The sequence below is a fragment of the Paenibacillus sp. AK002 genome (assembly GCF_053903045.1).
In genome coordinates, this window is the sequence record NZ_CP096377.1 from 1,385,471 (window position 1) to 1,405,341 (window position 19,871).

The 19,871-nt window shown below is 53.6% G+C and carries 22 protein-coding genes; 14 read left to right on the forward strand and 8 right to left on the reverse strand.

Annotation, left to right across the window (positions count from 1 at the left end; all coding sequences use genetic code 11):
• Window positions 1-58: 58 nt before the first annotated feature.
• Window positions 59-445 carry a winged helix-turn-helix transcriptional regulator gene (locus tag M1D70_RS05895; RefSeq protein WP_456289412.1) on the reverse strand — a complete coding sequence of 129 codons (387 nt, stop codon included), beginning with the start codon at window positions 443-445 and terminating at the stop codon, window positions 59-61.
• Between the two features lie 248 nt (window positions 446-693).
• Here M1D70_RS05895 and M1D70_RS05900 point away from each other — a divergent pair, with 248 nt between their 5' ends.
• Both M1D70_RS05900 and M1D70_RS05905 read left to right on the forward strand, forming a co-directional pair.
• Complete coding sequence (locus tag M1D70_RS05900; protein WP_009594958.1) at window positions 694-1,242, forward strand: NAD(P)H-dependent oxidoreductase; 549 nt, start codon at window positions 694-696, stop codon at window positions 1,240-1,242.
• Window positions 1,243-1,432: 190 nt separating this feature from the next.
• The gene (locus tag M1D70_RS05905; RefSeq protein WP_009594972.1) at window positions 1,433-1,960 is read left to right on the forward strand and encodes a GrpB family protein; all 528 of its coding nucleotides are present in this window, start codon (window positions 1,433-1,435) and stop codon (window positions 1,958-1,960) included.
• Window positions 1,961-1,977: 17 nt separating this feature from the next.
• On the opposite strand, the gene M1D70_RS05910 is transcribed toward M1D70_RS05905, so the two are convergent.
• Window positions 1,978-3,039, reverse strand: a complete 1,062-nt coding sequence (locus tag M1D70_RS05910; RefSeq protein ID WP_009594961.1) for a response regulator transcription factor — start codon at window positions 3,037-3,039, stop codon at window positions 1,978-1,980.
• On the reverse strand, window positions 3,017-4,885 hold the full coding sequence (locus M1D70_RS05915; RefSeq protein ID WP_456289413.1) for a sensor histidine kinase: 1,869 nt from the start codon (window positions 4,883-4,885) through the stop codon (window positions 3,017-3,019). Before M1D70_RS05915 ends, M1D70_RS05910 begins: the two co-directional genes overlap by 23 nt.
• Before the next feature lie 194 nt (window positions 4,886-5,079).
• On the opposite strand from M1D70_RS05915, the gene M1D70_RS05920 reads away from it, so the two are divergent.
• From M1D70_RS05920 to M1D70_RS05955, 8 genes are all read left to right on the forward strand, one after another.
• On the forward strand, window positions 5,080-6,444 hold the full coding sequence (locus tag M1D70_RS05920; protein WP_009594946.1) for an ABC transporter substrate-binding protein: 1,365 nt from the start codon (window positions 5,080-5,082) through the stop codon (window positions 6,442-6,444).
• 29 nt (window positions 6,445-6,473) lie between these two features.
• Entirely contained in the window at window positions 6,474-7,439 is a 966-nt protein-coding gene (locus M1D70_RS05925) for a carbohydrate ABC transporter permease (RefSeq protein ID WP_009594963.1), read from the forward strand.
• Between the two features lie 63 nt (window positions 7,440-7,502).
• Window positions 7,503-8,327 carry a carbohydrate ABC transporter permease gene (locus M1D70_RS05930; RefSeq protein WP_009594969.1) on the forward strand — a complete coding sequence of 275 codons (825 nt, stop codon included), beginning with the start codon at window positions 7,503-7,505 and terminating at the stop codon, window positions 8,325-8,327.
• Between the two features lie 55 nt (window positions 8,328-8,382).
• On the forward strand, window positions 8,383-9,249 hold the full coding sequence (locus M1D70_RS05935; RefSeq protein ID WP_009594977.1) for a sugar phosphate isomerase/epimerase family protein: 867 nt from the start codon (window positions 8,383-8,385) through the stop codon (window positions 9,247-9,249).
• A complete protein-coding gene (locus M1D70_RS05940; RefSeq protein ID WP_009594954.1) occupies window positions 9,246-10,256 on the forward strand; it encodes a Gfo/Idh/MocA family protein in 1,011 nt (336 codons plus the stop codon). Before M1D70_RS05935 ends, M1D70_RS05940 begins: the two co-directional genes overlap by 4 nt.
• Window positions 10,257-10,310: 54 nt before the next feature.
• Entirely contained in the window at window positions 10,311-11,330 is a 1,020-nt protein-coding gene (locus M1D70_RS05945) for a Gfo/Idh/MocA family protein (RefSeq protein ID WP_456289414.1), read from the forward strand.
• A gap of 17 nt (window positions 11,331-11,347) precedes the next feature.
• Window positions 11,348-12,139, forward strand: coding sequence for a glucosamine-6-phosphate deaminase (locus M1D70_RS05950; protein ID WP_456289415.1), 792 nt, complete (start codon window positions 11,348-11,350; stop codon window positions 12,137-12,139).
• Window positions 12,132-13,295, forward strand: coding sequence for an N-acetylglucosamine-6-phosphate deacetylase (locus M1D70_RS05955; RefSeq protein ID WP_456289416.1), 1,164 nt, complete (start codon window positions 12,132-12,134; stop codon window positions 13,293-13,295). Before M1D70_RS05950 ends, M1D70_RS05955 begins: the two co-directional genes overlap by 8 nt.
• A 120-nt stretch (window positions 13,296-13,415) precedes the next feature.
• Here M1D70_RS05955 and M1D70_RS05960 read toward each other — a convergent pair whose 3' ends face one another.
• Together M1D70_RS05960 and M1D70_RS05965 are read right to left on the reverse strand one after the other, a co-directional pair.
• Complete coding sequence (locus M1D70_RS05960) at window positions 13,416-14,078, reverse strand: CatB-related O-acetyltransferase (protein WP_009594959.1); 663 nt, start codon at window positions 14,076-14,078, stop codon at window positions 13,416-13,418.
• Between the two features lie 220 nt (window positions 14,079-14,298).
• Window positions 14,299-15,246: a helix-turn-helix transcriptional regulator gene (locus M1D70_RS05965; RefSeq protein ID WP_009594953.1), complete on the reverse strand. Its 948-nt coding sequence runs from the start codon at window positions 15,244-15,246 to the stop codon at window positions 14,299-14,301.
• Window positions 15,247-15,356: 110 nt separating this feature from the next.
• On the opposite strand from M1D70_RS05965, the gene M1D70_RS05970 reads away from it, so the two are divergent.
• The 4 genes from M1D70_RS05970 to M1D70_RS05985 all read left to right on the forward strand — a co-directional run bounded on the left by M1D70_RS05970 (window position 15,357) and on the right by M1D70_RS05985 (window position 17,193).
• Window positions 15,357-15,845: a DinB family protein gene (locus M1D70_RS05970; RefSeq protein ID WP_009594956.1), complete on the forward strand. Its 489-nt coding sequence runs from the start codon at window positions 15,357-15,359 to the stop codon at window positions 15,843-15,845.
• A gap of 41 nt (window positions 15,846-15,886) precedes the next feature.
• On the forward strand, window positions 15,887-16,375 hold the full coding sequence (locus M1D70_RS05975) for a helix-hairpin-helix domain-containing protein (protein ID WP_456289417.1): 489 nt from the start codon (window positions 15,887-15,889) through the stop codon (window positions 16,373-16,375).
• Window positions 16,376-16,521: 146 nt separating this feature from the next.
• The gene (locus M1D70_RS05980; protein WP_456289418.1) at window positions 16,522-16,752 is read left to right on the forward strand and encodes a hypothetical protein; all 231 of its coding nucleotides are present in this window, start codon (window positions 16,522-16,524) and stop codon (window positions 16,750-16,752) included.
• A 45-nt stretch (window positions 16,753-16,797) separates the two neighbouring features.
• On the forward strand, window positions 16,798-17,193 hold the full coding sequence (locus M1D70_RS05985; RefSeq protein ID WP_456289419.1) for a DUF4097 family beta strand repeat-containing protein: 396 nt from the start codon (window positions 16,798-16,800) through the stop codon (window positions 17,191-17,193).
• 150 nt (window positions 17,194-17,343) lie between these two features.
• Here M1D70_RS05985 and M1D70_RS05990 read toward each other — a convergent pair whose 3' ends face one another.
• The 3 genes from M1D70_RS05990 to M1D70_RS06000 all read right to left on the reverse strand — a co-directional run bounded on the left by M1D70_RS05990 (window position 17,344) and on the right by M1D70_RS06000 (window position 19,661).
• Window positions 17,344-18,795, reverse strand: coding sequence for an erythromycin esterase family protein (locus tag M1D70_RS05990; protein WP_456289420.1), 1,452 nt, complete (start codon window positions 18,793-18,795; stop codon window positions 17,344-17,346).
• Between the two features lie 128 nt (window positions 18,796-18,923).
• Window positions 18,924-19,121 (reverse strand): helix-turn-helix transcriptional regulator, encoded by a 198-nt coding sequence (locus M1D70_RS05995; protein ID WP_009594955.1) that lies wholly within the window; start codon window positions 19,119-19,121, stop codon window positions 18,924-18,926.
• A gap of 24 nt (window positions 19,122-19,145) precedes the next feature.
• A complete protein-coding gene (locus M1D70_RS06000) occupies window positions 19,146-19,661 on the reverse strand; it encodes a DUF6773 family protein (RefSeq protein WP_009594973.1) in 516 nt (171 codons plus the stop codon).
• Window positions 19,662-19,871: the final 210 nt, after the last annotated feature.

The following is a 19,871-nucleotide window of genomic DNA, read 5'->3' on the forward strand; positions in this document are numbered from 1 at the left end:
AATGCATGCGATCGTTATTTCGAGAAATGCGAGGTCTCGCCCAGGCTTGCTGTTTTCGTTACAGTCCGCCTGCGTTTTTCCCTGAGCCCTCATCAGACTGTCCGTTGACCTTGTTGACATATTCCTGATGCTGAAATCCCCAGGTGCACATGTCGGAGAGTACGCTGTCCAAGCTCTTCCCGTGCTCCGAGACGGAATACTCCACCTTGGGCGGGATCTCCTGATATACCTTGCGTATGACCAGCCCATCCTGCTCCAGTTCACGGAGCTGATTTGTGAGCATGCCTTGGGTCACGCCCGGAAGCAGACGCCGAAGCTCCCCGAACCGTTTGGTTCCGTCCTGCAGCAGAATAAATAGAATCAGCGGTTTCCACTTACCTCCGATTAATTGCAGCGTGGTCAGGATACCGTCGGTGTTAGGCCGTTCATGATCGGTTATTCTCATATTCTCATCTCCCGCTAGGAAGTGTGTGATCGATTTTGTTTCTTGGATGATAGTAATGTAGCACAGGATTCGATTTAAACCCAGTACTATTCTTATTCGTACTTAGTACGTTTTATCGTACTATGCACGGGATGATTAGGTACGCTAGAGCGGACTAAGTACAGAAAAAGAGCGTACTTTTCAACGAAACCGATCCGAAACATAATGGGGGTGTCAAACAAACCAAATGAGACAGGAGAGACCTGAATATGAAAACCATGGTGATTGTGGCTCATCCGAATTTAGACAACTCGCGTGCGAATCGAATGCTGATGGAGCACGACGGGCTGTATGCGAATGGAAATGTAGATGTCCGGGATCTTTACAAGGAGTACCCGGATTGGACTATCGATATCGAGCGCGAGCAGCAGCTTCTTCTTCAATACGAGCGGGTGGTGTTCCAATTCCCGTTTTACTGGTACAGCTGCCCGCCCCTGCTGAAGAAATGGATGGATGACGTGCTCACCTTCGGTTGGGCGTTCGGACCGGAGGGCAACAAGCTGAAGGGCAAAGAATTCATGCTGGCCACGACGGCGGCAGGATTGGAACAAGGGTATCAGGCAGGCGGGGACAATTGGTACACCGCGAGTGAGCTGCTGCGGCCTATTCAAGCCACGTTGAACCGGTGCAAGGTCCATTATCTGCCTGCCTTCGTGACCTATAACGTAGAACGGGTAAGCGATGAAACACTTCGGGCGGAGGCCGACAGGTATGTACAGCAGGTTCTTGCACCTGCCGTTGTGGAAAGTCGATATTAAGGCATGCTTGGTCATAAACCATAGCATATTGGCTCTTGCCATTTAAAACCATAAAGGGCATGATGGAGTCATTCGTGAGTACGTGAGCTTGGCTAGAAGCTGTACCCTATGCCCTTTTACGGGAGTCCGCTGCTTTTGGCTCGAGGAGCTTCACCAGCATGCACGTACCAAATTCGGAGGAGGTTCCTTCATGACGATTGACGAAGCCATTCACTTGGAGCCCTATGACAAGCAGTGGGCGGATCGGTTTAACGACGAACATCGGCTCTTGATCGGGGAGATCGGTCCTTATACGGCTGCGATCGAACATTTCGGAAGCACGTCCGTACCGGGGATGACGGCCAAACCCATCGTCGATATGCTGGTGGGCGTGGAGAACGCTCGGCATACGGATGAAATCCTCCCCAAACTGGCCGCTGCGGGCTACGAGAACTTGGGCGAATCCGGGATCACCGGCCGCATTTACCTTCGCAAAAGAGGGAGGTTCGCCTATAACGTTCATATCGTGCCGTACCGTGGCGACATCTGGAACCATAACATCATCATCCGGGATTACCTCCGGGCCCATGCCGTGGAAGCCGAGCGTTACAGCGAGATCAAGCGGCGGATCGTTTCGCAAGGAGCCCGGACACTGCTCCGATACTCCGATGAGAAGAATGCGTTCGTTGAGCAGCTTCTCGCCAGAGCGAAGGAGTGGAAGAACGGGAGAACAAGCTAATTAAACTCCTGCCCGCTTCATCCTCCATTCATGGCCTTGCACTGTTTTCGGTACGCCGAAGGTGTGAGGCCATGAAATTTTTTGAACGTCTTGCTGAAATGGACATAGTCCGAGAAACCGACGCGGTAGGCCGCTTCCTGAGCGGAAAGCTCAGACTCCGCAAGCAATTCCCTCGCTTTTTCCATACGGACCTGCACCAGGTATTTCACGAAGTTCATATTGGTTTCGCTTTTGAAGGTACGGCTTAAATACGTCACCGACATCCCCACCGAATCAGCCACCTCCTGCAAGGACAAATCCTCCATCGCATAGTTATCTTCAATGTATCGTTTGGCTTTTTGGATATTATGGCGGGATCCCAGATTTCTGGAGCCTTTAATCAATGCCAGCATTTCCTTGACCTTATCCTCTGTTTGGCGGCGGCAGGCAAGAGGATCATCCTGCGCCCACTGCTCCTCGCCGGTGTCCATGTTCAGCATCAACCCGCGTTCTTCAAGCGCAGACAGCAGTTCCGATACCAGCATATGGGCGTACCGTGACAGGCTGACCTCTTTCGGTCCCATCGTCTCAAAAAGGGTCATGATCTCATGGGTTTGTTCCAAGGCCTCCCGCTCCTCGGCAGACCACAGCAGCTCGGCTAGCCTGGCTTTATGGCTCTGGTGCGCAAGCGTCCATTTCGTCTGCCGGGAGAATCGCGCTTTCCGCTCATCCAGCTCCCTGCAGGCACGTTCCAGCGTTGCATGGAACTGGGCCGGGTCGATGGGCTTCAGCAGGAAATCCGATACGCCATAACGCATGGCCTGACGCGCGAATTCGAAGTTGTCGTGGCCCGACAGGATAATGAAATGCATCTGTGCATGGGATTCCCGGACACGGCGGATAAATTCCAGCCCATCCATTTCAGGCATGCAAATATCGGTCACGATGATGTCCGGCCGGCTGTTCTCCAGCATTTCCAAGGCTTCAACCCCGTCTTCGGCTTCGCCGGCAACCTCGATCCGAAGACCCGACCTCTCGACAAGCTTTCGCAAACTCAAATGAATGGCGTATTCGTCATCAATCATCATGATCCGGTACATGAAGTCCCTCCTCGCTAGTCCTATATGGCAGTCTGATTTCAAATATCGTGCCTTCCGAGGGCACGGATTCCACAAGGTACAGTCCATACTCGTCCCCGAAGGTAAGCTGGAGCCTTTGATGGACGTTCAAGAGGCCGATGCCGCTGGTGGTTTCGTCCCCGTCGTTTCGCAGGATGCCGCCTTCCGGCTTCTTGCCGGAATTCAGAATTCGCCTGATCTGCCGCAGTGTTTGCGCCGTCATGCCCACCCCTTTGTCCCGGATCACGATCGCATAATAACCCGCTTCCGCGCGTGAGCTTATCCCGAGGTAGGAAGGCTTCTTGCCCCTGTACCCGTGGATGAACACATTCTCCACGATCGGCTGCAGCGTCAGCCTGACGGCGTTCACGCGATCCAGATCCCGTTCGTTCACGTCCATATCGATCCGGAGCTTGCGGAACCGGGCGCTTTGAAGATCCAGATAATACTGGACATGCGTCATTTCCTCCCGGAGCGGCACAACGGATCCGGCATGGCCGATATTGTAGCGGAACATATGGGCCAGCGCCCGCGTCATGCGACTGATTTCCATATGATCGTCCGCGATGGCATATGAATTAATAATCTCCAGCGAATTGTACAAAAAATGCGGGTTGATATGGGACTGCATGGAGCGGAGCTCGGATTCCTTCTGCTTGATCATGAGCTCCCGTTCCTTGAACTGGGAATCCTGGACCTCCCGGATCAACCGCTTCAGCTCTCCCGTCATGCTGTAGAAGCTTTGAAACACGGCCGTCATTTCATTGTTGCGGAACCGGTTCATATGGGTGGGAAGAACGAAATCGCCCCGCTCGACGCGGGCCATCAACTTCTGCAGCATGGAGAGCGGCCTTGTCAAGGACAAGGAAAACCCGCCAACAAGCGCCAATGCGATGATCAAGAGCATCGACGCGGCCGCAAGCGAGTAGTTCCGCTGGGTGATTAAACCGCCGATGAGATTGCTCAGCGGCAGATCGGCGACAACCGTCCAGCCGGTGCTCTGCGAACGTTCATGGAGGACCATCTTCTCGGTGCCCGATACCGGGTCTTGATGCCGGAAGAAGGAGGAGTCCCGGTTTTGAATACGCGATAACAGCCCGGACTCGACTTCGGCCCCGATCTGTCTCGGATCCGGATGGTAGATCATATGCCCGTCGCCGCCCATTATCCAGACGTCAAAGCCGCCCAGCGAATCGTTGGAGCAGATGGCTCCGATCTGCTTCAGATTGAGGTCGACGATCAATAAGCCTTTATAGAGAAAGGATGAATTGTCATAGAGCTTCCGGGCGACGGTGAGGGCGGGCGTGTTTCCTACCCGGCTTAGGCCGATGATTTGAAAATCGTTGTATTGGTCCAGCTGCTCTTGAAAGGAGCGGTTGCGTTTGCGGATTTCGCTCATGTCGAGCAGTCCCGGCGCGCTTTCGTAATCGGTAATTTGCCGCTTGTTTTCGGCGACGAGCGAGATCCCGATGATATCCGATCTCCCGTAGATCATTTGGGCGAACAAGTCGTCCTCGACTTTTTTGGCAAGCTGAAAATAGGCATAGGGAGTGAGCTCCGTGGTCGAGAGAAATTGCTGGATCTGCGGGTTATGGATAAAGGGATAGGTGGAATTCTCCAGATTGGATATGTAAGAATCCAGCGAGACGTTGGTTTGCTCAATGATACGCTTGTTGGCGCCTGCGGCAAACTGTTCAATCGCTTCGGTAGACGACTGGTACCAGAAGCTGCCGAGCAGAAAGAAGGGGAGGCCAATGAATAGGATGATCAGCACGAACAATCGTTGGTTAATGGTCAGGTTACCGATGGAAACGCCTTGGATGTTCATCGCTCTTCCGCCTTCCTGGCTTTGAAGTAGGGAATGTAAGGAACATTGTAGCAAAAAAACACAAGTTGTAAATGAAAAACCATGATGCCGCGGCAAGAAATCACAAGTGGGCTAATAAAGTACATGGGCGCTGACGGTCGTTATCAACTACAATCTCATTAATCCATTTCAACATTAATAGGGGGCGAGGATTTATGAAAAAGAGAAAAGGGTTCTACAGCTGGGTAACGGCCTTATTGCTGATATCCATCATTGTAAGCGGATGCGGCAATGCCAGCGATGGTAAGACCGGCACCGCATCTCCCGGCACCGGAGGCGGCGGGGAAGATAAGAAGGTAGAAATCCTGCTCGGATATTATTCGAGCGACAGCTCCGATGCAAAGATGAAGGAGCTGATCGAGCAGTTCGAGGAAAAGCATCCGAACATTACGGTGAAGACGCAAAGCGCCCCTTACGGGCAGTTCTATCAGAAGCTGGATACGCAGATCGCGGCCGGCCAGGCGCCGGACGTATGGCTGTCCGACGGCGTCTACGTCATGAAATATGCCCAGCGCGGTGCCGCCAAGGATCTGACCGATTGGATTGCCAAGGATCTGAAAGCCGACGAGTACTACGGCCTCGATTTCAACAAGGACGCGGAGGGACGCTATTGGGGCGTGCCGCAGGGCATTCAGGTCGGCGTGCTGTTTTACAACAAGGATTTGTTCGATAAAGCAGGCGTAGCGTATCCTACGGACGAATGGACCTGGGAAGACCTGAAAGCGTCGGCAGCCAAGCTGACGGTGGACGCCGGCGGAAAAACGGCCGAGGACAGCGGGTTTGACGCAGCCAGCGTGAATCAGTTCGGGCTTACGTTCTTCAGCATTACCGAGGGCTGGTTCTCCGTGATGAAATCCTACGGCGGCGGTGCCCTTGACGAGAAGGCGGAGAACTCGATCATCAATTCCCCGGAGAACAAGCAGGCGTTCGAATGGATGGTCGACGGCATGCAGCGCGGCATTATTACCGATCCGGTCGACCTGAAGAGCTTCCAGAGCAATACCGCCGTGTTCCCAAGCGGATCGGCCGCCATGCGGATCGGCATTTATGCCCGGGTGCAGGCAGCGAATGAAGCCGGCCTGAATTACGACGTGACGCTGCTGCCGAAGGGACCTGACGGTAAGCGGGTGTCCCCGGTCATCGCCAACTCGTGGGTGATTAACCAGAAGTCGAGCGACGAGAAGGCGCAAGCTGCCTGGGAGTGGATTAAATACTGGGCTACGGAAGACGATGTGCAGAAGCAGTGGACCGAGCTTGGCGAAGCCGTGCCCGTGAAAAAATCCGTAGCGGAATCCGAAGTGTTCCTCAAGGCGGGAGAGCAACCGGCTAACCGCCAGGCCTTCCTGGACAGTCTGGAGTTCGCCCAAACGCTCGACAATAACGCAGTATGGGAAGAATGGGTGGGCAAATTCAACGAAAATGCGGAGCGAGCCTTCCTGGGAGATGCAACCGTCGATCAGGCGTTAAGCGAAGCGGACGCAGCCGTTCAGGCGGTCCTCGATGATTTTTATAAAAAATAAATCAAGGGTGGAAGAAAGGCGGGAGTGAAATGGACAATACGCTAAACGACAATGCAGCACTCAAAGCCGATCCGATGCCGCATGGAAAGCCCGCCCGAAAACGGAAATGGGATCATGAGGGGAGATGGGGGCTGCTTATGGCCTCCCCTTATCTTCTCCACTTTATCATTTTTGTGGCGGGTCCCCTCGCCGCATCCCTGTACTTCAGCTTTTCCGATTACGATATGCTGAATCCGCCCGAGTGGAGCGGATTGGATAATTTCCGGCGCATGGCCGAGGATTCGATGTTCTGGCGTTCCCTGTGGAATACCCTGTATTTTGCGGTTCTGTTCGTACCGCTCCAGACCTTTCTCGCGCTCGTGCTGGCCGTCGCGCTAAACCAGCGTTTGAAAGGGCTTAAATGGTTTCGGATGGCTCATTTCATCCCGGTGATCTCCTCCTGGACCGTCATCCTGTATGTCGCCGACGCCATATTCAATCCTCGCTTCGGCCTGGCCAATACGCTGCTTGCCAAGCTGGGGCTGGAAGGGCAAGGCTGGCTGCAGGACCCGAAGCTGGCCATTCCGCTGCTCGTCTTCATCGCGGTCTGGAAAGGGATCGGTTATATCATGGTCATCTATCTGGCGGGACTTCAGAGCGTTCCCGGGGATTTGTACGAAGCCGCGGAGATCGACGGCGCAGGAGCCCTGCGCAAATTCCGGTACATTACGGTTCCATTGATCTCGCCGACGACCTTCCTGGTTGTCATCATGAGCACGATCTCTACCTTCCAGGCATTCGAACAGATCTACGTGCTGACCGGCAGGGGCGACATCAGCTCGGCGGGAGGCCCGAATAACTCGAGCCTGGTCATGATGCTGTATTTATATCGCGAAGGGTTCACGTTTATGAGGATGGGCTATGCTTCCGCCATTGCCTGGGTGCTGTTCATGATCCTGTTCCTGCTGACGCTGGTACAGCTTCGCGCTCAAAAGAAATGGGTGCATTATGACTGATCCGGCGATCAAGATGGAACTACTGCAAATGCGGAACTGCACCGGGGGAAGGAGGAGCCTCAAATGAGAAGAAGGCTGCTGGGAAAAAGCATCGGATACGTGCTGATCGGGATCAGCTCGCTCATCATGATCGTGCCGTTTCTGTCGGCGCTCATGAATTCATTGAAAACCTACAGGGAATATACAACGGTTCCGCCCCGCTGGATTCCCGAAGTATTCCAATGGTCCAATTACGCCCAGGTGTTCCAGCTTGGGAATATTGGCGGCTACACGCTAAACAGCATCTTCGTGGCCGCATTGTCCGTCATCGGCGCGCTAATCTCTTGCTCGATGGTCGGCTATGCGTTCGCCAGGCTGCGCTTTCCGCTGAAAGGCGCGCTGTTCGTGATGGTGCTGGGGACGATGATGATTCCGGCGGTGGTCATCATCATCCCGCACTTCATCATTTTTAACAAACTGAACATGCTGGATACGCTCACGCCGCTGTGGATCATCGAATGGCTGGCCCAACCGTTTGGCATTTTCCTCATGAGGCAGGCATTCATGAATATACCTAAAGAGTATGAGGAAGCGGCCAAGATGGAGGGCTGCAATCCGTTCCAGATATATCTGCGGATCTTCATTCCGATGGCCAGGCCCACGCTGGCAACGCTGGCGATCTTTACGTTCATGGGCAAGTGGAACGAGATTCTGACGCCTGTCATTTATTTGACCTCGAACGAGAAGTATACGCTGCCCATCGGCATTCTCTCCTTGTCGGGACAGTGGACCGGCAATGAACAGCTCATGATTGCGGCGGCCTTGGTCAGTCTCGTTCCGATCCTGCTGGTATTCCTGTTTGCCGAGAAATATTTTGTGCAGAACCATAATATGGCCGGGATTAAATAACGGCGTATTCAGCGCTTGAGAAGGCGTAAATGCAGACGAAAGGATGAAAGACGAGATGAAAATAGCGGCATTCAGCGGATCACTCATCGATTACAGCATCCATGAAGCGATGTCGATCGCGGCCGAACTCGGTTTTGACGGCATTGAAATCGCCTGCCGCGAACCGCATTTGAGCCCGGAGACATCGCTTCCGCGGGTTCGCGAAATGAAGGCACTTGCGGATGGGCGCGGTTTGGAGATTCCGGCATTGGCGGGTTACATGGGGAATTTCTCGACAAGCGGGGATGCCGAATGTACCGGAGCCTATGATCAGTTCATGGGCCTGCTTGAACGCGCGGTGATGTTGGAGGCGGGCATGATCCGGATCTTTCAGGGAGGGCCGAATGCCTTCCTGGCGGAGGATTATCATTATGCCAAGGCGGCTTTCTGGATTCGGAAATGCGCGGAGGAAGCCCGCGCTGCAGGAAAACGGATCGTCCTGGAGATCCACAACCAGAGCCTGGTGGAGACAACGGACAGTGCACTGCGGTTGCTGGATTTGATCGGCGATGATCAGGTTGGCCTGATTCATGATGCAGGAAATATGTACATCACGGACACGGAATTTGGGGAAGAGTCGGTCCGGCAGCTTGGAAGCCGGTTGTTCCATGTGCACATCAAGGATGAACGGCGGATCGGGCAAGGGGGCGCCCCGGGAACGTTCAAGAATTTGACCCGTCACGGGGAAGAGTTCTTCCTGCAGTGCCGCCTTGGCGAAGGAGAAGTGGATCACGGGGGGCTGCTCAACGGATTACGGGAACAGCGGTATGCGGGTTGGCTTACGCTGGAATGCGCAGCTCCCTATCCGCCGAAGGAACGGCTCGCTTACGATTTGCTCGTCATTAAGGAGTGGCTGCAGGCTGTGGAGGTGTCGACCGGATGACGGGGAACGCACGGAAATTTGGAATCATCGGCTGCCAGCATGCCCACATCGGCATGTTTATCGAGGAGATGCTGGCACTGGGCTACGAATGTGCAGGAGTATACGAACCGGACAATCAGCCGTTAGCCCGCACCCTCGCCGACCGGTACGGCCTGGAGCTGACGGGGGATCGCGAGTCGCTGCTTGGCGATGAAGGGGTAAGTCTCATCGGCTGCGCGGCCATCAACGATGAGAAGATGGACGTCATAGAGCTGTGCGAGCTGCGCGGCAAGCCTGTCATGATCGACAAGCCTGCCGTGACGAACCGGGCGGGGCTAACCCGGCTGCGTGGCGTTCTGGAGCGTGGAAGAATCGAGGTAGGCATGATGCTGACCGAGCGCTTCCGTCCATCCCTGCATACCGTACATCGGATGATTCGGGCAGGAGAATTGGGGGACATCGTCCATATCTCGATGCGTAAGCCGCATCGGCTGAATCCGGAATCCCGGCCGGCCTGGCATTTTGACAGAGAGCAGTCCGGCGGCATCATCAACGATCTCTTCGTGCATGACTTCGACCTGTTAAGGTGGCTGACGGGCCGGGAAGTGGAGACGTCATCCGGTTATCTGGCGAAGCATATTCTGCCTGAATACCCGACCTTCTACGATGCGGCCGGCGTGCAGGTATTCATGGCTGGCGGGATCACGGCACAGCTATACGCGGATTGGCACACGCCTGCCGGCAGCTGGACTTGGGGAGACGGCCGGTTATTCATTACGGGGACGCGCGGCATTGCCGAAATTCGGCTGGAAGGCGATCCCTTGCTGTCCAGCGATGAGGTAACGCTTGTGGTCACCGATCAGGAGCTGCGCTCTTTGCCTTTGACGGCTCCGGCGTTCTCCCTTTCGCAGGATTTTCTGAATCGGGTGGCGGGAGAAGCCGGCCTGATCACGCATGACGATATTTACAAAGCCTCGGAGGCTACGGTGATGGCAGATGAGGGAGCACGGATCCTGATCAGGGAATAGGAGAAAGCACGGGCTTCGATGCAAACAGAACGGGAATGAGGGGGCGTAGGGAATATGACGAAGGAAGTTCGATTCGGGATCATCGGCTGCGGAATTATTGCGGATATCCATGCCAAGGGCATCATGAACACGGAGGAAGCCGTGCTTGCCGCCGTGTTCGATACGAAACGGGAATCGGCGGTCAAGCTGACTGAAACGTATGGAGGAGATGTCTGCGACACATTGGAGGAGCTGCTGGCGCGCGAGGATGTGGAAGTGGTCTGCATTTGCACGCCAAGCGGCATGCATGCAGAGCAAACGGCGATGGTTGCCCGGGCGGGCAAGCATGTGCTGGTGGAAAAGCCGATGGCGATCAAGCTTGACGATATCGAGCGCATGATCGAGGTATGTGCGGAGAGCGGGGTGCTGCTCGCCACCGTCTTTCCGAGGCGCATGTCCCCGCAGGCCGGGTATGCCCGCAGGGTCATTCAAGAAGGACGCCTCGGGAAGCTTAGTTTATGCTCGGCGTATGTCATGCTCTACCGCGATCAAGCCTATTATGACAGTGCGGGCTGGCGCGGGACCTGGGCGATGGACGGCGGCGGGGCGATGATGAATCAGGGAATACACACGGTGGATATGCTCCAATGGCTCGTTGGGCCCGTAGCATCCTTGTCGGCGAAGGCCAAAGCCGTGCTGCGAAATATCGAAGTGGAAGATACCGTTATCGCCGCCCTTGAATTTACGAACGGCGCGCTCGGGGTCATGGAGATCACGACGACGGCCTGCGACGGCAAAGGCCAGCGGCTGGTCATTCATGGAGAGAAGGGCGTGCTTGTCATGGAAGAAGATGCGATCGTATCGCTTGAAATCGATGGCGAACAAGTTCAGCTTCCTGAATTCGATGCGTTCAAAGTTATTCCTGACGGCCACCGCCTGCAAATTCAAGATATGGCGCTTGCCGTTCGCGAAGGCCGCGAGCCTATCGTCACTGGGGAGGACGGCCGGCATTCTCTGGAAATCATTCTCGGTACCTACGAGGCTTCCAGGCAGCGCAAGGAAATTCAATTGCTGACCGGTACGCCGGCGTTGTAAGGGATGGAGGTGACTTTATGAGGACTGAGCGAAACATCAAGCCTGTTCTTGAAAACGTTCAAGATCAACTGAAGGTCCGCGTTTATGACCAGCGCGAAGCGATGGGGACAGCGGCGGCCGCCGATATCCTCGAGACCATGCAGCGCCTGCTGGCCGAGAAAGAGCGCATTCGCATCGTCTTTGCGGCCGCCCCGTCACAGAATGAATGCCTGGCCGCGCTGGTTCAAGCGGAAGGACTGGACTGGAGCCGGGTAACCGCATTTCATATGGATGAATACATCGGCCTCCCCCCGTCGGCCCCGCAGCGGTTCGGGAACTTTTTATCCCGGCGGCTGTTTGATCGGGTATCTCCGGGAGAGGTGCATCTGATCGACGGTTTGAATGATCCTGAAGCAGAGTGCGATAGATACAGCCGACTGGTCGCCGCCGCCCCGATCGATATGGTGGTCCTGGGCATTGGCGAGAACGGGCATATCGCCTTCAACGATCCGCCTGTTGCCGATTTTGCCGACCCTTTATGGGTGAAACGGGTCAAGCTGGACGAGGCTTGCCGCCTTCAGCAGGTGAATGACGGCTGTTTTGCGAGCTTGGAGGTGGTTCCGGCATACGCGCTTACGCTCACCGTTCCGGCGTTAATGTCGGGTGCCCATCTGTTCTGCGTCGTGCCGGGCGCAAGCAAGCGGGCAGCGGTGCAGCGGACGCTGCAAGGGGAGATAAGCGAGGCTTGTCCTGCCAGCATTCTTCGGCGGCATCCGGATTGCACGCTGTACGTCGATCTGGAGTCGTATGGGGAAATACGGAATGGATAGCCACGAACGGGTTCGGGCAGGCCGCCATTATGCAACAGGCGAGCCGATGGAGCTGGCATGGAATCCGGACGGCCGGATCGAGCGAGTCCTTCCACGCGGCGCGGACGAGGAGATATGGGTTGCTCCCGGATTGATCGATCTTCAGATTAACGGCGGTTACGGATGTGACTTCAATTCGCTGCCGCTTACAACGGATACGGTCATCCAGGCAACCCGGCGGTTATGGAAGAAGGGTCTTACCCTGTTCTACCCCACCGTCATTACCAACGGAGACGAAGAAATCGAACAGCTGCTGCGGGTTATCGACGCGGCTTGCCTGGAGGATGAAGCGGTCGGTTCGTCCATAGGCGGGATTCATTTGGAAGGCCCCTTTCTTTCTCCGGAGGAGGGGCCAAGGGGAGCCCATGATTCCCGGTACATCAAGGCGCCGGACTGGGCATTGTTTACGAGATGGCAGGCGGCGTCGGGGAACCGGATCCGGATCGTCACTCTATCGCCTGAGTGGCCGGAAGCCGCGGGTTTTATCCGGGCGTGCGCCGAATCGGGAGTCGTTGTATCGATCGGGCACACCGCTGCCACACCTGAGCAAATTCGGGAAGCCGTGGATGCTGGAGCGACGATGTCCACCCATCTGGGCAATGGCGCGCATCTAACGCTGCCGCGGCATCCGAATTATATATGGGAACAGCTTGCCCAAGATCAGCTGTGGGCAGGCATGATCGCGGACGGGTACCATCTGCCGGATTCGGTCATCAAGGTGATGCTCCGCGCCAAGCAATCCAAAGTGGTGCTGGTCAGCGATGCCGTCTATTTAAGCGGAATGCCGCCAGGCGAATACGAGACCCACATCGGCGGTCATGTCGTCTTGACTCCCGAAGGCCGACTGCATCTCGCCCGCAAGCCCGAGCTGCTGGCCGGCTCGGCCATGATGCTTGCCGATGCGGTTTGGCGGCTGGCTCGGTCGGGAATGTGCGCGTTTTCGGAAGCATGGGACATGGCTTCGGTGCTGCCCGCCCAGGCCATGGGGCAAGGGGAACGCCATGGGCTGAAGAGAGGAGCCCAGGCCGACTTCGTGCTTCTGGAGAAGCGCGAGGAGGTCTTTCGCATCCTGGAGACCGTCAAGGGAGGGCGTTCGGTTTACCGGGCGGATCAATAGATGTTGAAATCATGACAGGTTTTAACGAATGATCGCAAGGTTGAGGCCAAGACAAAAAATATCCCTGCTTGAATTCAAGCAGGGATATTTGCATTCCTATTTATAAGAGGCATCTGAAATTTAAATGCAGGGTTTTATTTCTTTTTGATAATAGTCATATAATCGATGGACGGAAGAACTGGAGAAGATATGAGCGGCTCGTTCAATTTGCTCGCGTTCCCAATCGTACCAACGCATTTCCATTAACTTTTCGATGTCTTCGTCCGCAAAGCGTTTCTTTATCTCTTTGGCAGGGTTACCGCCTACGATACGGTAGGGCGGGACATCTTTAGTAACAACCGAACCAGCCGCAACAATGGCGCCTTCGCCTATGGTCACACCTGGCATAATCATGGCATTCATTCCAATCCAAGCATCGCTTTCGATGACGGTATCGCCTTTTGGCGCGTAAGAAGCTTCAATCTGATCGACAAACGGGTACACGGTTATCCATTCCGGATGATGGTTGTGATTTCCACCCATTAAAATAATGACGCCGCTTGCGATGCATACGTAATTTCCGATAATCAACTTATCGATATGCCAGCCATAGTCTTCAATGGGATTAAACAACCTTCTGGATTTTGCATCCCCCCAGAGGTATCTAACGCAGCCATCTTCAAAATCATGATGATCGTAATAACCGGAATAGTATGAGTATTCTCCTACGCTTATCATCGGGTTTGTGACGATATCCTTCAAATACTTGATTTCGGACCAGTGTTCAAATCGATGTTGTTTCATTCTATTTCCTCGCTTCTAAGTAGAATAGATCATGTTTACTTAGAAGCTTAATACAGTAGCGACATTCTTAAACCTGATCAAACGACGAACCATCGTCCTCATCCTTTTCCTAATTGTTGATGAAATTGTAACAAGGCGTGTTCTTTTCGTCAAACGCACGCTGGTGCAAGATTCCGATAAAATAATCCATCCCCTTTGCCAAAAAGAGAGTCAGCTGCCTCTAACCATACTTCGCCATCATCTCCGTCAGAATGCCCTTCGTAAGGTCCACCAGCTCCTGCGGCTCCTTCACGGTGGCTTCATTTCCTAATCCGATAAAAAATTTAGCAAAATACAAAAGCTCGCTGGCAGGAACGTTCTGATCAAGCCGTCCGCTTCCATCCGTCCGCTTAGCAATATGGGGGACAGGACATAACTCAGATTCGCAGCGCTGAGCGCCTTCCCGGCTCAAATCCACGACCATCCGGACATAGACCGATTTCTCGGTCCCGTATTCCCTCCAGTTCCCCAGATGAATGTGCCGGTGATCCCGCGGCTCGATGCCGGTTGCATCCTCAGCCACGGACTGCATGCGGTCGCAGCGGAACAGGCGGAAATCATCGCGCAGAAAACAATAAGCGGGACAATACCAGAAGCCGTTGCTTGCATAGATGCCCACGGGCTGGATGCTTCGCGCGGCATAGCCGTCCCTGCTCTCGTATAACACCGTAACGACCCGCTGGTCGACGGCGGCATCCAGCAGAGCCCCGAGAGATTCAGCCTTCTGCTGTCTGGTATGCGTCAGAAAATCCACACGGTTCTTCATTTGGTCAATCCGGTCGCGCACATCCCCGGGCATGTAATAATAAAATTTCTGAAGTGCGGTAGAGGACTCGGCTTCAAAGGGAAGAAATAGATAGTGACGCAGGGCGTGGCTGGCAAAAAACATCGCGACGGCTTCTTCCTCGCTGAAGGCGATCGGCGGAAGAACCCGTTCTTTCAGCACCTGGTAGCCGCCGTGCGGTCCTACCTCGGAATAGAGGGGAACCCCCAGTTCGCTGAGCTCCTGCAGGTCCCTCAAGATCGTGCGAGACGATACGCCGAATTGATCGGCCAGTTCTCGTACGGTGAATTTTCGCATTCGGTTAACGGTCATCATCAGCTCGATGAGACGTTTGGATTTGGACATAGGATCAGCTCCGAATCGTTGGATGACTATGACAATAGTTGTCACTATTATACGCTATACTTGCCGTAGAACCCAGAGCCCCTCATAACTAATAAATGGAGTGATGAAACGTGAATCAATTGCATGAAATGAAGCAGCTGTTGTTCGAAGAGCTGGAGCTTATCGTTCGTACCAGTTCGAATCTGATCGGCAAAATTACAGAAGCGCATTGGGATTACAGGCCTGCCCACAATATGAGATCGCTGCAGGAACTCGTGCATCATCTGGTTTCGGTGCCTGCGACGGACCTGTTGATTCTGCAAGAGAAGAGCGAAGCGGAGATCCGGGAACTGGAGGCAAGCATCGCCGCTGACGGCACGGACAAGGACAAGCTGATCTCTTGGATGACAAAGGGACTTGCCGATGTAAAATCCTACATGAATGGGCTGACGGATGAAGAATTTATGCAGAAGACAACGAGACCCTTCTATTTGGAGCACGGTTCAACCCAAGCCAAGTGGCTGATTGAAATCGTCACGCATGCCCAGCATCATCGGGCGCAAATGTTCAATTACCTGAAAGCCCAAGGCTATGAAGTAAATATGTTCGATCTATATTAAACGTCAGGTATGTATGCAGAGTGAGAACAGGGGTGAGAAGGATGCAGCGGCATGTACCGAGAAAATCGCCGAAGCTGACGTTAACTGGCGAGGAGTTGGCGAAGCTGCGGTCAAACAAAATGAAGCTCTTCGATATTGCGCAAATGGATATCGAGTTATTGTCCGGCGTGCTTGGTGTTTCGGATAGCCGCGCCCAATATATCCGGGGACTGGCACAGTTTCAGACGGTTCCTTCGATCGGACCGAAAGTGGCTGAACGCGTAGTCCAGTTGGGGTATTTCGCATTGGAAGATATCAAGGATGAAGACGCTGCCTCTTTAACGGACCGGATGGAAGCAAGCAGCGGTTTCTGGGTGGATCCTTGCGTGGAGGATGCGTTTCGCTGCATCGTACATCATGCCAATCATCCGGGGAGCGGGAAGAGCTGGCATGACTTTACCGAAGTGCGTAAGCAGTTTAGGGAGCAGCACGGATACCCTCCAACCCGTCCAACTTTATCGTGGTACGACCAAAAAGATGGACAACCATAGGGTCCCTGCCTTGAACTAGCAGGAGGCACTGCCACATGGCGGTGTCTTTTTTCCTGTTGTTTACCAAACTTGAAAAATCGCTTGAAAGTGACGCGGCGTCATCCTGTACAATGACTTCAATGTTGAAAAAGGGTGGAGGTAAAGCAATGAAACGATATGCACCAGCTGTTATCCTATGGATCCTCGGCATGTTCTTGCTCAGTGCATGCGGTTCGAGGGATGAAGAAGAGGAGCTCCAACGCGTAACGCTTGAGGAGGCCGAAGTGCTGGAGATCGACCATGGCAGCACGACCTTGTTCGTGGAGACAGCGGATGTGGAAGCATTGGAGGTTTCGCTGCTCCGAAGCGGCAGTTCCGCAGGAGCCGTTGTCGATTAAAAAGATAATCGGGTGAAGATTTCTTTAGATAACGATATCACTCGGATGTTGAATATCGGCCGGATGCCGCAGCTTCGCGTGAAAATTCCTGCGGATTATGCAGGGAAGGTCGAAATTGACGGTTCTTCCGGCAAGGTAACGGGAACCGGCTTGCAAAATCACAGCCTTCAGGTGAAGGGTAAAAGCGGGAATATCTCCCTTTCGTTCGCCCGTTTGAACAACGATGTGGATGTATCGGCGACAAGCGGAAACGTGAACATACAGCTCGATGAAGAGGCGCCTGATGCGACATGGGTGCTGCATTCCGGGAGCGGACGGAGGTCCATTGCCGTTCCGATACAGGACAGGAACGAGAGCAACCGTAAGACGGAAGGGCGCACCGGTGACGGGGAGCATGAGGTGAAGCTCAAAACCTCCTCGGGGAACATCTCGATAAAATAACCATGCGGAACTGAGCGTAAGATAAAAAGCATCCCGTTCGATCCTTTCCAAGAGTTCGTTGCTTCCGGACTCTTGGAGCAGACCATCAGAGGATGCTTGTCATCTCAACCTATGAAAGATTCTTATATGACAACAAGGAATGATAGCACCTTATTCTTCAGCAGGCACAGAAGCCTTGGATGAAGCCGAGGATCTCATATATTGGGGCGGGTTTACGTCATCGATCAGCAGAATACCGTCGTACTGGTCCCGGGCGATTAAGCTTTCCGGAATCATCCCCCAGCTATAGGCAAAACGCGGCTCGAACATCCACGAGCTGCCTGCCTCGCGTTTTTGGTAACGCAGGTCAACGAAGGTATACGGCGAGCCTGAGGCCGAGAGGATCGATTCAATGGAGCCCGGCTCAGCCGGCAGAACGTCATGCACATTTCCCATATTATCCGCGGTTTGGCCGCTGGCCGGATACAGGCCAAGCACGTAACTGTATTTTTTCATTTCATCCGAGAGTTTCTCTCCCATTAAAGTCACCGGATATGGCGTACCCATCACCTCGGTTTGGGCTTTACGGATGTGGTCGTTATGTCCCCACACGATGAATTTTTCCGTCGGGTATACTTCGGTTGCCAGCCACATGAGATTGTCATGCATCGCCTGGTCCCGCCATTCCATCGATTCCAGGAACGGAGCATAATCACCGCTTTCCATGCCAAGCGTTGATTGAATGGAGAGCTCCACGTATTCCCGGGCTACCCGAATCCGGTCGTTCAGGCTCCGCTTGAGCAGCATGGACAGTTTGGGGTTATCCGGGTACAGCTGTTTCAGATGAGCTTCGTTTGTCTCCGTCTTTAAGGATTCCAGAGCATCCATGTATACTTGAATCAGCTGATGTTTCTCTTTGCGGTAAGCGTCCAGATCCGTACCAAGAGAGTAGTCGGACAGTTTCTTCTCAGCTTCCGATAGACGCTTAGCCATGGCTTGGTCCTTCAGCCATTGTCCGTCCAACAGCGGATGCTGCAGCTGCATGTCAAAACCGGTCAGCACGAGCGGCTGCTTGCTCTGTTGTGCTGTTTTAATGTAGTCGAACAACGGCATAATCTCCTTGGACCACCAGACGCCGAAGATGGAATCCTTCATCGTTTGTTCCGCGCTCTGCTGCCTGACCCTGCCGTAAGCCAAAGAGCTGTTGCCAAGACCGCTCTCAAAGGCCAGAACGTTGTACCCCATCTCCTGATGCAGGAACTGGATTAAACGGGTCTTCGCCAGATTGAACTCGCCAACCCCGTGGGAGCTCTCCCCTAGGAACACAAAACGTTTGTCATGCAGCAAGGGCTTCAGCATAGCCAGATCCTTATACTGGTTAGTGCCGTTGGCTGTGTTGGCCGGGTGAATCGTATCCAGTCGATATACATGGTCTTTGGCCCAATTCTCCCACTCGGCAATTTTTTCATCCGACGTTCGTGCAGTCTTAATCTCCGTAACCTGCCCTTGAATGGGATCGGCGGCAGAAGCATATGTTTTTCCTTCAGAGATGAAGGTCGTCCCCAATAGGGAAGCGGTGAGCAGAAACACGGTGAATGCTTTTCTAGCTTTATGTAATGGCATGATAGATTAGGTCACTCCTTATTATGATGATTGGTTATTATTTCTTGCCTTGAAGCGTTGGCATCACCTCCTTAACCTGGTCGCAATTATGGTCTGGCGGCGTTAGTGAATTGAAATGCAGGCCTACCCTAGTCCTCTTCCCAGAACAGATCGTTCAGCGTACGCGATAATGCCTTGCATATGGCAACGCACAGGCTGAGGGACGGATTATATTTCCCCAGCTCGATCAGGCCGATGGTCTGCCTGGAGACACCGACGATCTGGGCCAGCTCTTCCTGCGATAAATCCTTCTCGACGCGGGCCATCTTCAATTTGATGTTTTTCATGCGGCAGTCCCCCTATATCCCTTTCTACGAGTCGAATGGATCGTTCTGCGACATTTTCTGGCTTACCTTGTTGGCGCCGTAGTGGATCAACCAATTCACCCCAACAAAGAGCGGGATGTAGATGATCAGTGAGACGAGGAAAACGCTAAAGAAATATTTGAGCTCGGTCGCGCTGTTGTCATTGCCAAACAGAACCGCGCTGCGGATACCGAAAAAAAGAGCAAGTGCGACACCGATAACGAGCCCCCATATCACCGTACGTGTGCTGAACGAAATTTTGCTCCGCTGGTCATGGACCTCCACTTCATCCGAGTAAATCCCCAGCGCCACGCTGCGTATCCCGAAATATAAGCTTCCTCCCAGCATGATCAGCATTTCCAGCCAGACGGATTCCGTTCTCGGCAGCGCAAAAGATTTGATGATGACGGAAATGCTGCAAATGATCATGATCAAGGTATACACCTCTTTATATAACTTGTTCTTCAAATTGACGATACGCTCATCCTCAACCGGGTTTTTCTTAAACCAATTCAAGCTCATCATTCCTTCCTTTTGGTTAGAGATACGTTCTTGAGATTTTCTGGATACATGCATTGTAATAGTATTTACGTCTTTTTGCAATATATATATGTCATTTTGAATTTAATATTTGTCTTTTAAAGCGGGGAGGTGGATAGAGTCCCAAGCACTCATCATAGTCTATAGAGGGAGATTATTTTTGATATATTTTGCTGAACCGGACGCTTGTCC

What these genes read in the sequence shown, in the direction of transcription:
- M1D70_RS05895 (WP_456289412.1), bottom strand. Translation starts at nt 445, where the DNA reads ATGAGAATAACCGATCATGAACGGCCTAACACCGACGGTATCCTGACC.
- M1D70_RS05900 (WP_009594958.1), top strand. Translation starts at nt 694, where the DNA reads ATGAAAACCATGGTGATTGTGGCTCATCCGAATTTAGACAACTCGCGT.
- M1D70_RS05905 (WP_009594972.1), top strand. Translation starts at nt 1,433, where the DNA reads ATGACGATTGACGAAGCCATTCACTTGGAGCCCTATGACAAGCAGTGG.
- M1D70_RS05910 (WP_009594961.1), bottom strand. Translation starts at nt 3,039, where the DNA reads ATGTACCGGATCATGATGATTGATGACGAATACGCCATTCATTTGAGT.
- M1D70_RS05915 (WP_456289413.1), bottom strand. Translation starts at nt 4,885, where the DNA reads ATGAACATCCAAGGCGTTTCCATCGGTAACCTGACCATTAACCAACGA.
- M1D70_RS05920 (WP_009594946.1), top strand. Translation starts at nt 5,080, where the DNA reads ATGAAAAAGAGAAAAGGGTTCTACAGCTGGGTAACGGCCTTATTGCTG.
- M1D70_RS05925 (WP_009594963.1), top strand. Translation starts at nt 6,474, where the DNA reads ATGGACAATACGCTAAACGACAATGCAGCACTCAAAGCCGATCCGATG.
- M1D70_RS05930 (WP_009594969.1), top strand. Translation starts at nt 7,503, where the DNA reads ATGAGAAGAAGGCTGCTGGGAAAAAGCATCGGATACGTGCTGATCGGG.
- M1D70_RS05935 (WP_009594977.1), top strand. Translation starts at nt 8,383, where the DNA reads ATGAAAATAGCGGCATTCAGCGGATCACTCATCGATTACAGCATCCAT.
- M1D70_RS05940 (WP_009594954.1), top strand. Translation starts at nt 9,246, where the DNA reads ATGACGGGGAACGCACGGAAATTTGGAATCATCGGCTGCCAGCATGCC.
- M1D70_RS05945 (WP_456289414.1), top strand. Translation starts at nt 10,311, where the DNA reads ATGACGAAGGAAGTTCGATTCGGGATCATCGGCTGCGGAATTATTGCG.
- M1D70_RS05950 (WP_456289415.1), top strand. Translation starts at nt 11,348, where the DNA reads ATGAGGACTGAGCGAAACATCAAGCCTGTTCTTGAAAACGTTCAAGAT.
- M1D70_RS05955 (WP_456289416.1), top strand. Translation starts at nt 12,132, where the DNA reads ATGGATAGCCACGAACGGGTTCGGGCAGGCCGCCATTATGCAACAGGC.
- M1D70_RS05960 (WP_009594959.1), bottom strand. Translation starts at nt 14,078, where the DNA reads ATGAAACAACATCGATTTGAACACTGGTCCGAAATCAAGTATTTGAAG.
- M1D70_RS05965 (WP_009594953.1), bottom strand. Translation starts at nt 15,246, where the DNA reads ATGTCCAAATCCAAACGTCTCATCGAGCTGATGATGACCGTTAACCGA.
- M1D70_RS05975 (WP_456289417.1), top strand. Translation starts at nt 15,887, where the DNA reads ATGCAGCGGCATGTACCGAGAAAATCGCCGAAGCTGACGTTAACTGGC.
- M1D70_RS05980 (WP_456289418.1), top strand. Translation starts at nt 16,522, where the DNA reads ATGAAACGATATGCACCAGCTGTTATCCTATGGATCCTCGGCATGTTC.
- M1D70_RS05985 (WP_456289419.1), top strand. Translation starts at nt 16,798, where the DNA reads ATGTTGAATATCGGCCGGATGCCGCAGCTTCGCGTGAAAATTCCTGCG.
- M1D70_RS05990 (WP_456289420.1), bottom strand. Translation starts at nt 18,795, where the DNA reads ATGCCATTACATAAAGCTAGAAAAGCATTCACCGTGTTTCTGCTCACC.
- M1D70_RS05995 (WP_009594955.1), bottom strand. Translation starts at nt 19,121, where the DNA reads ATGAAAAACATCAAATTGAAGATGGCCCGCGTCGAGAAGGATTTATCG.
- M1D70_RS06000 (WP_009594973.1), bottom strand. Translation starts at nt 19,661, where the DNA reads ATGAGCTTGAATTGGTTTAAGAAAAACCCGGTTGAGGATGAGCGTATC.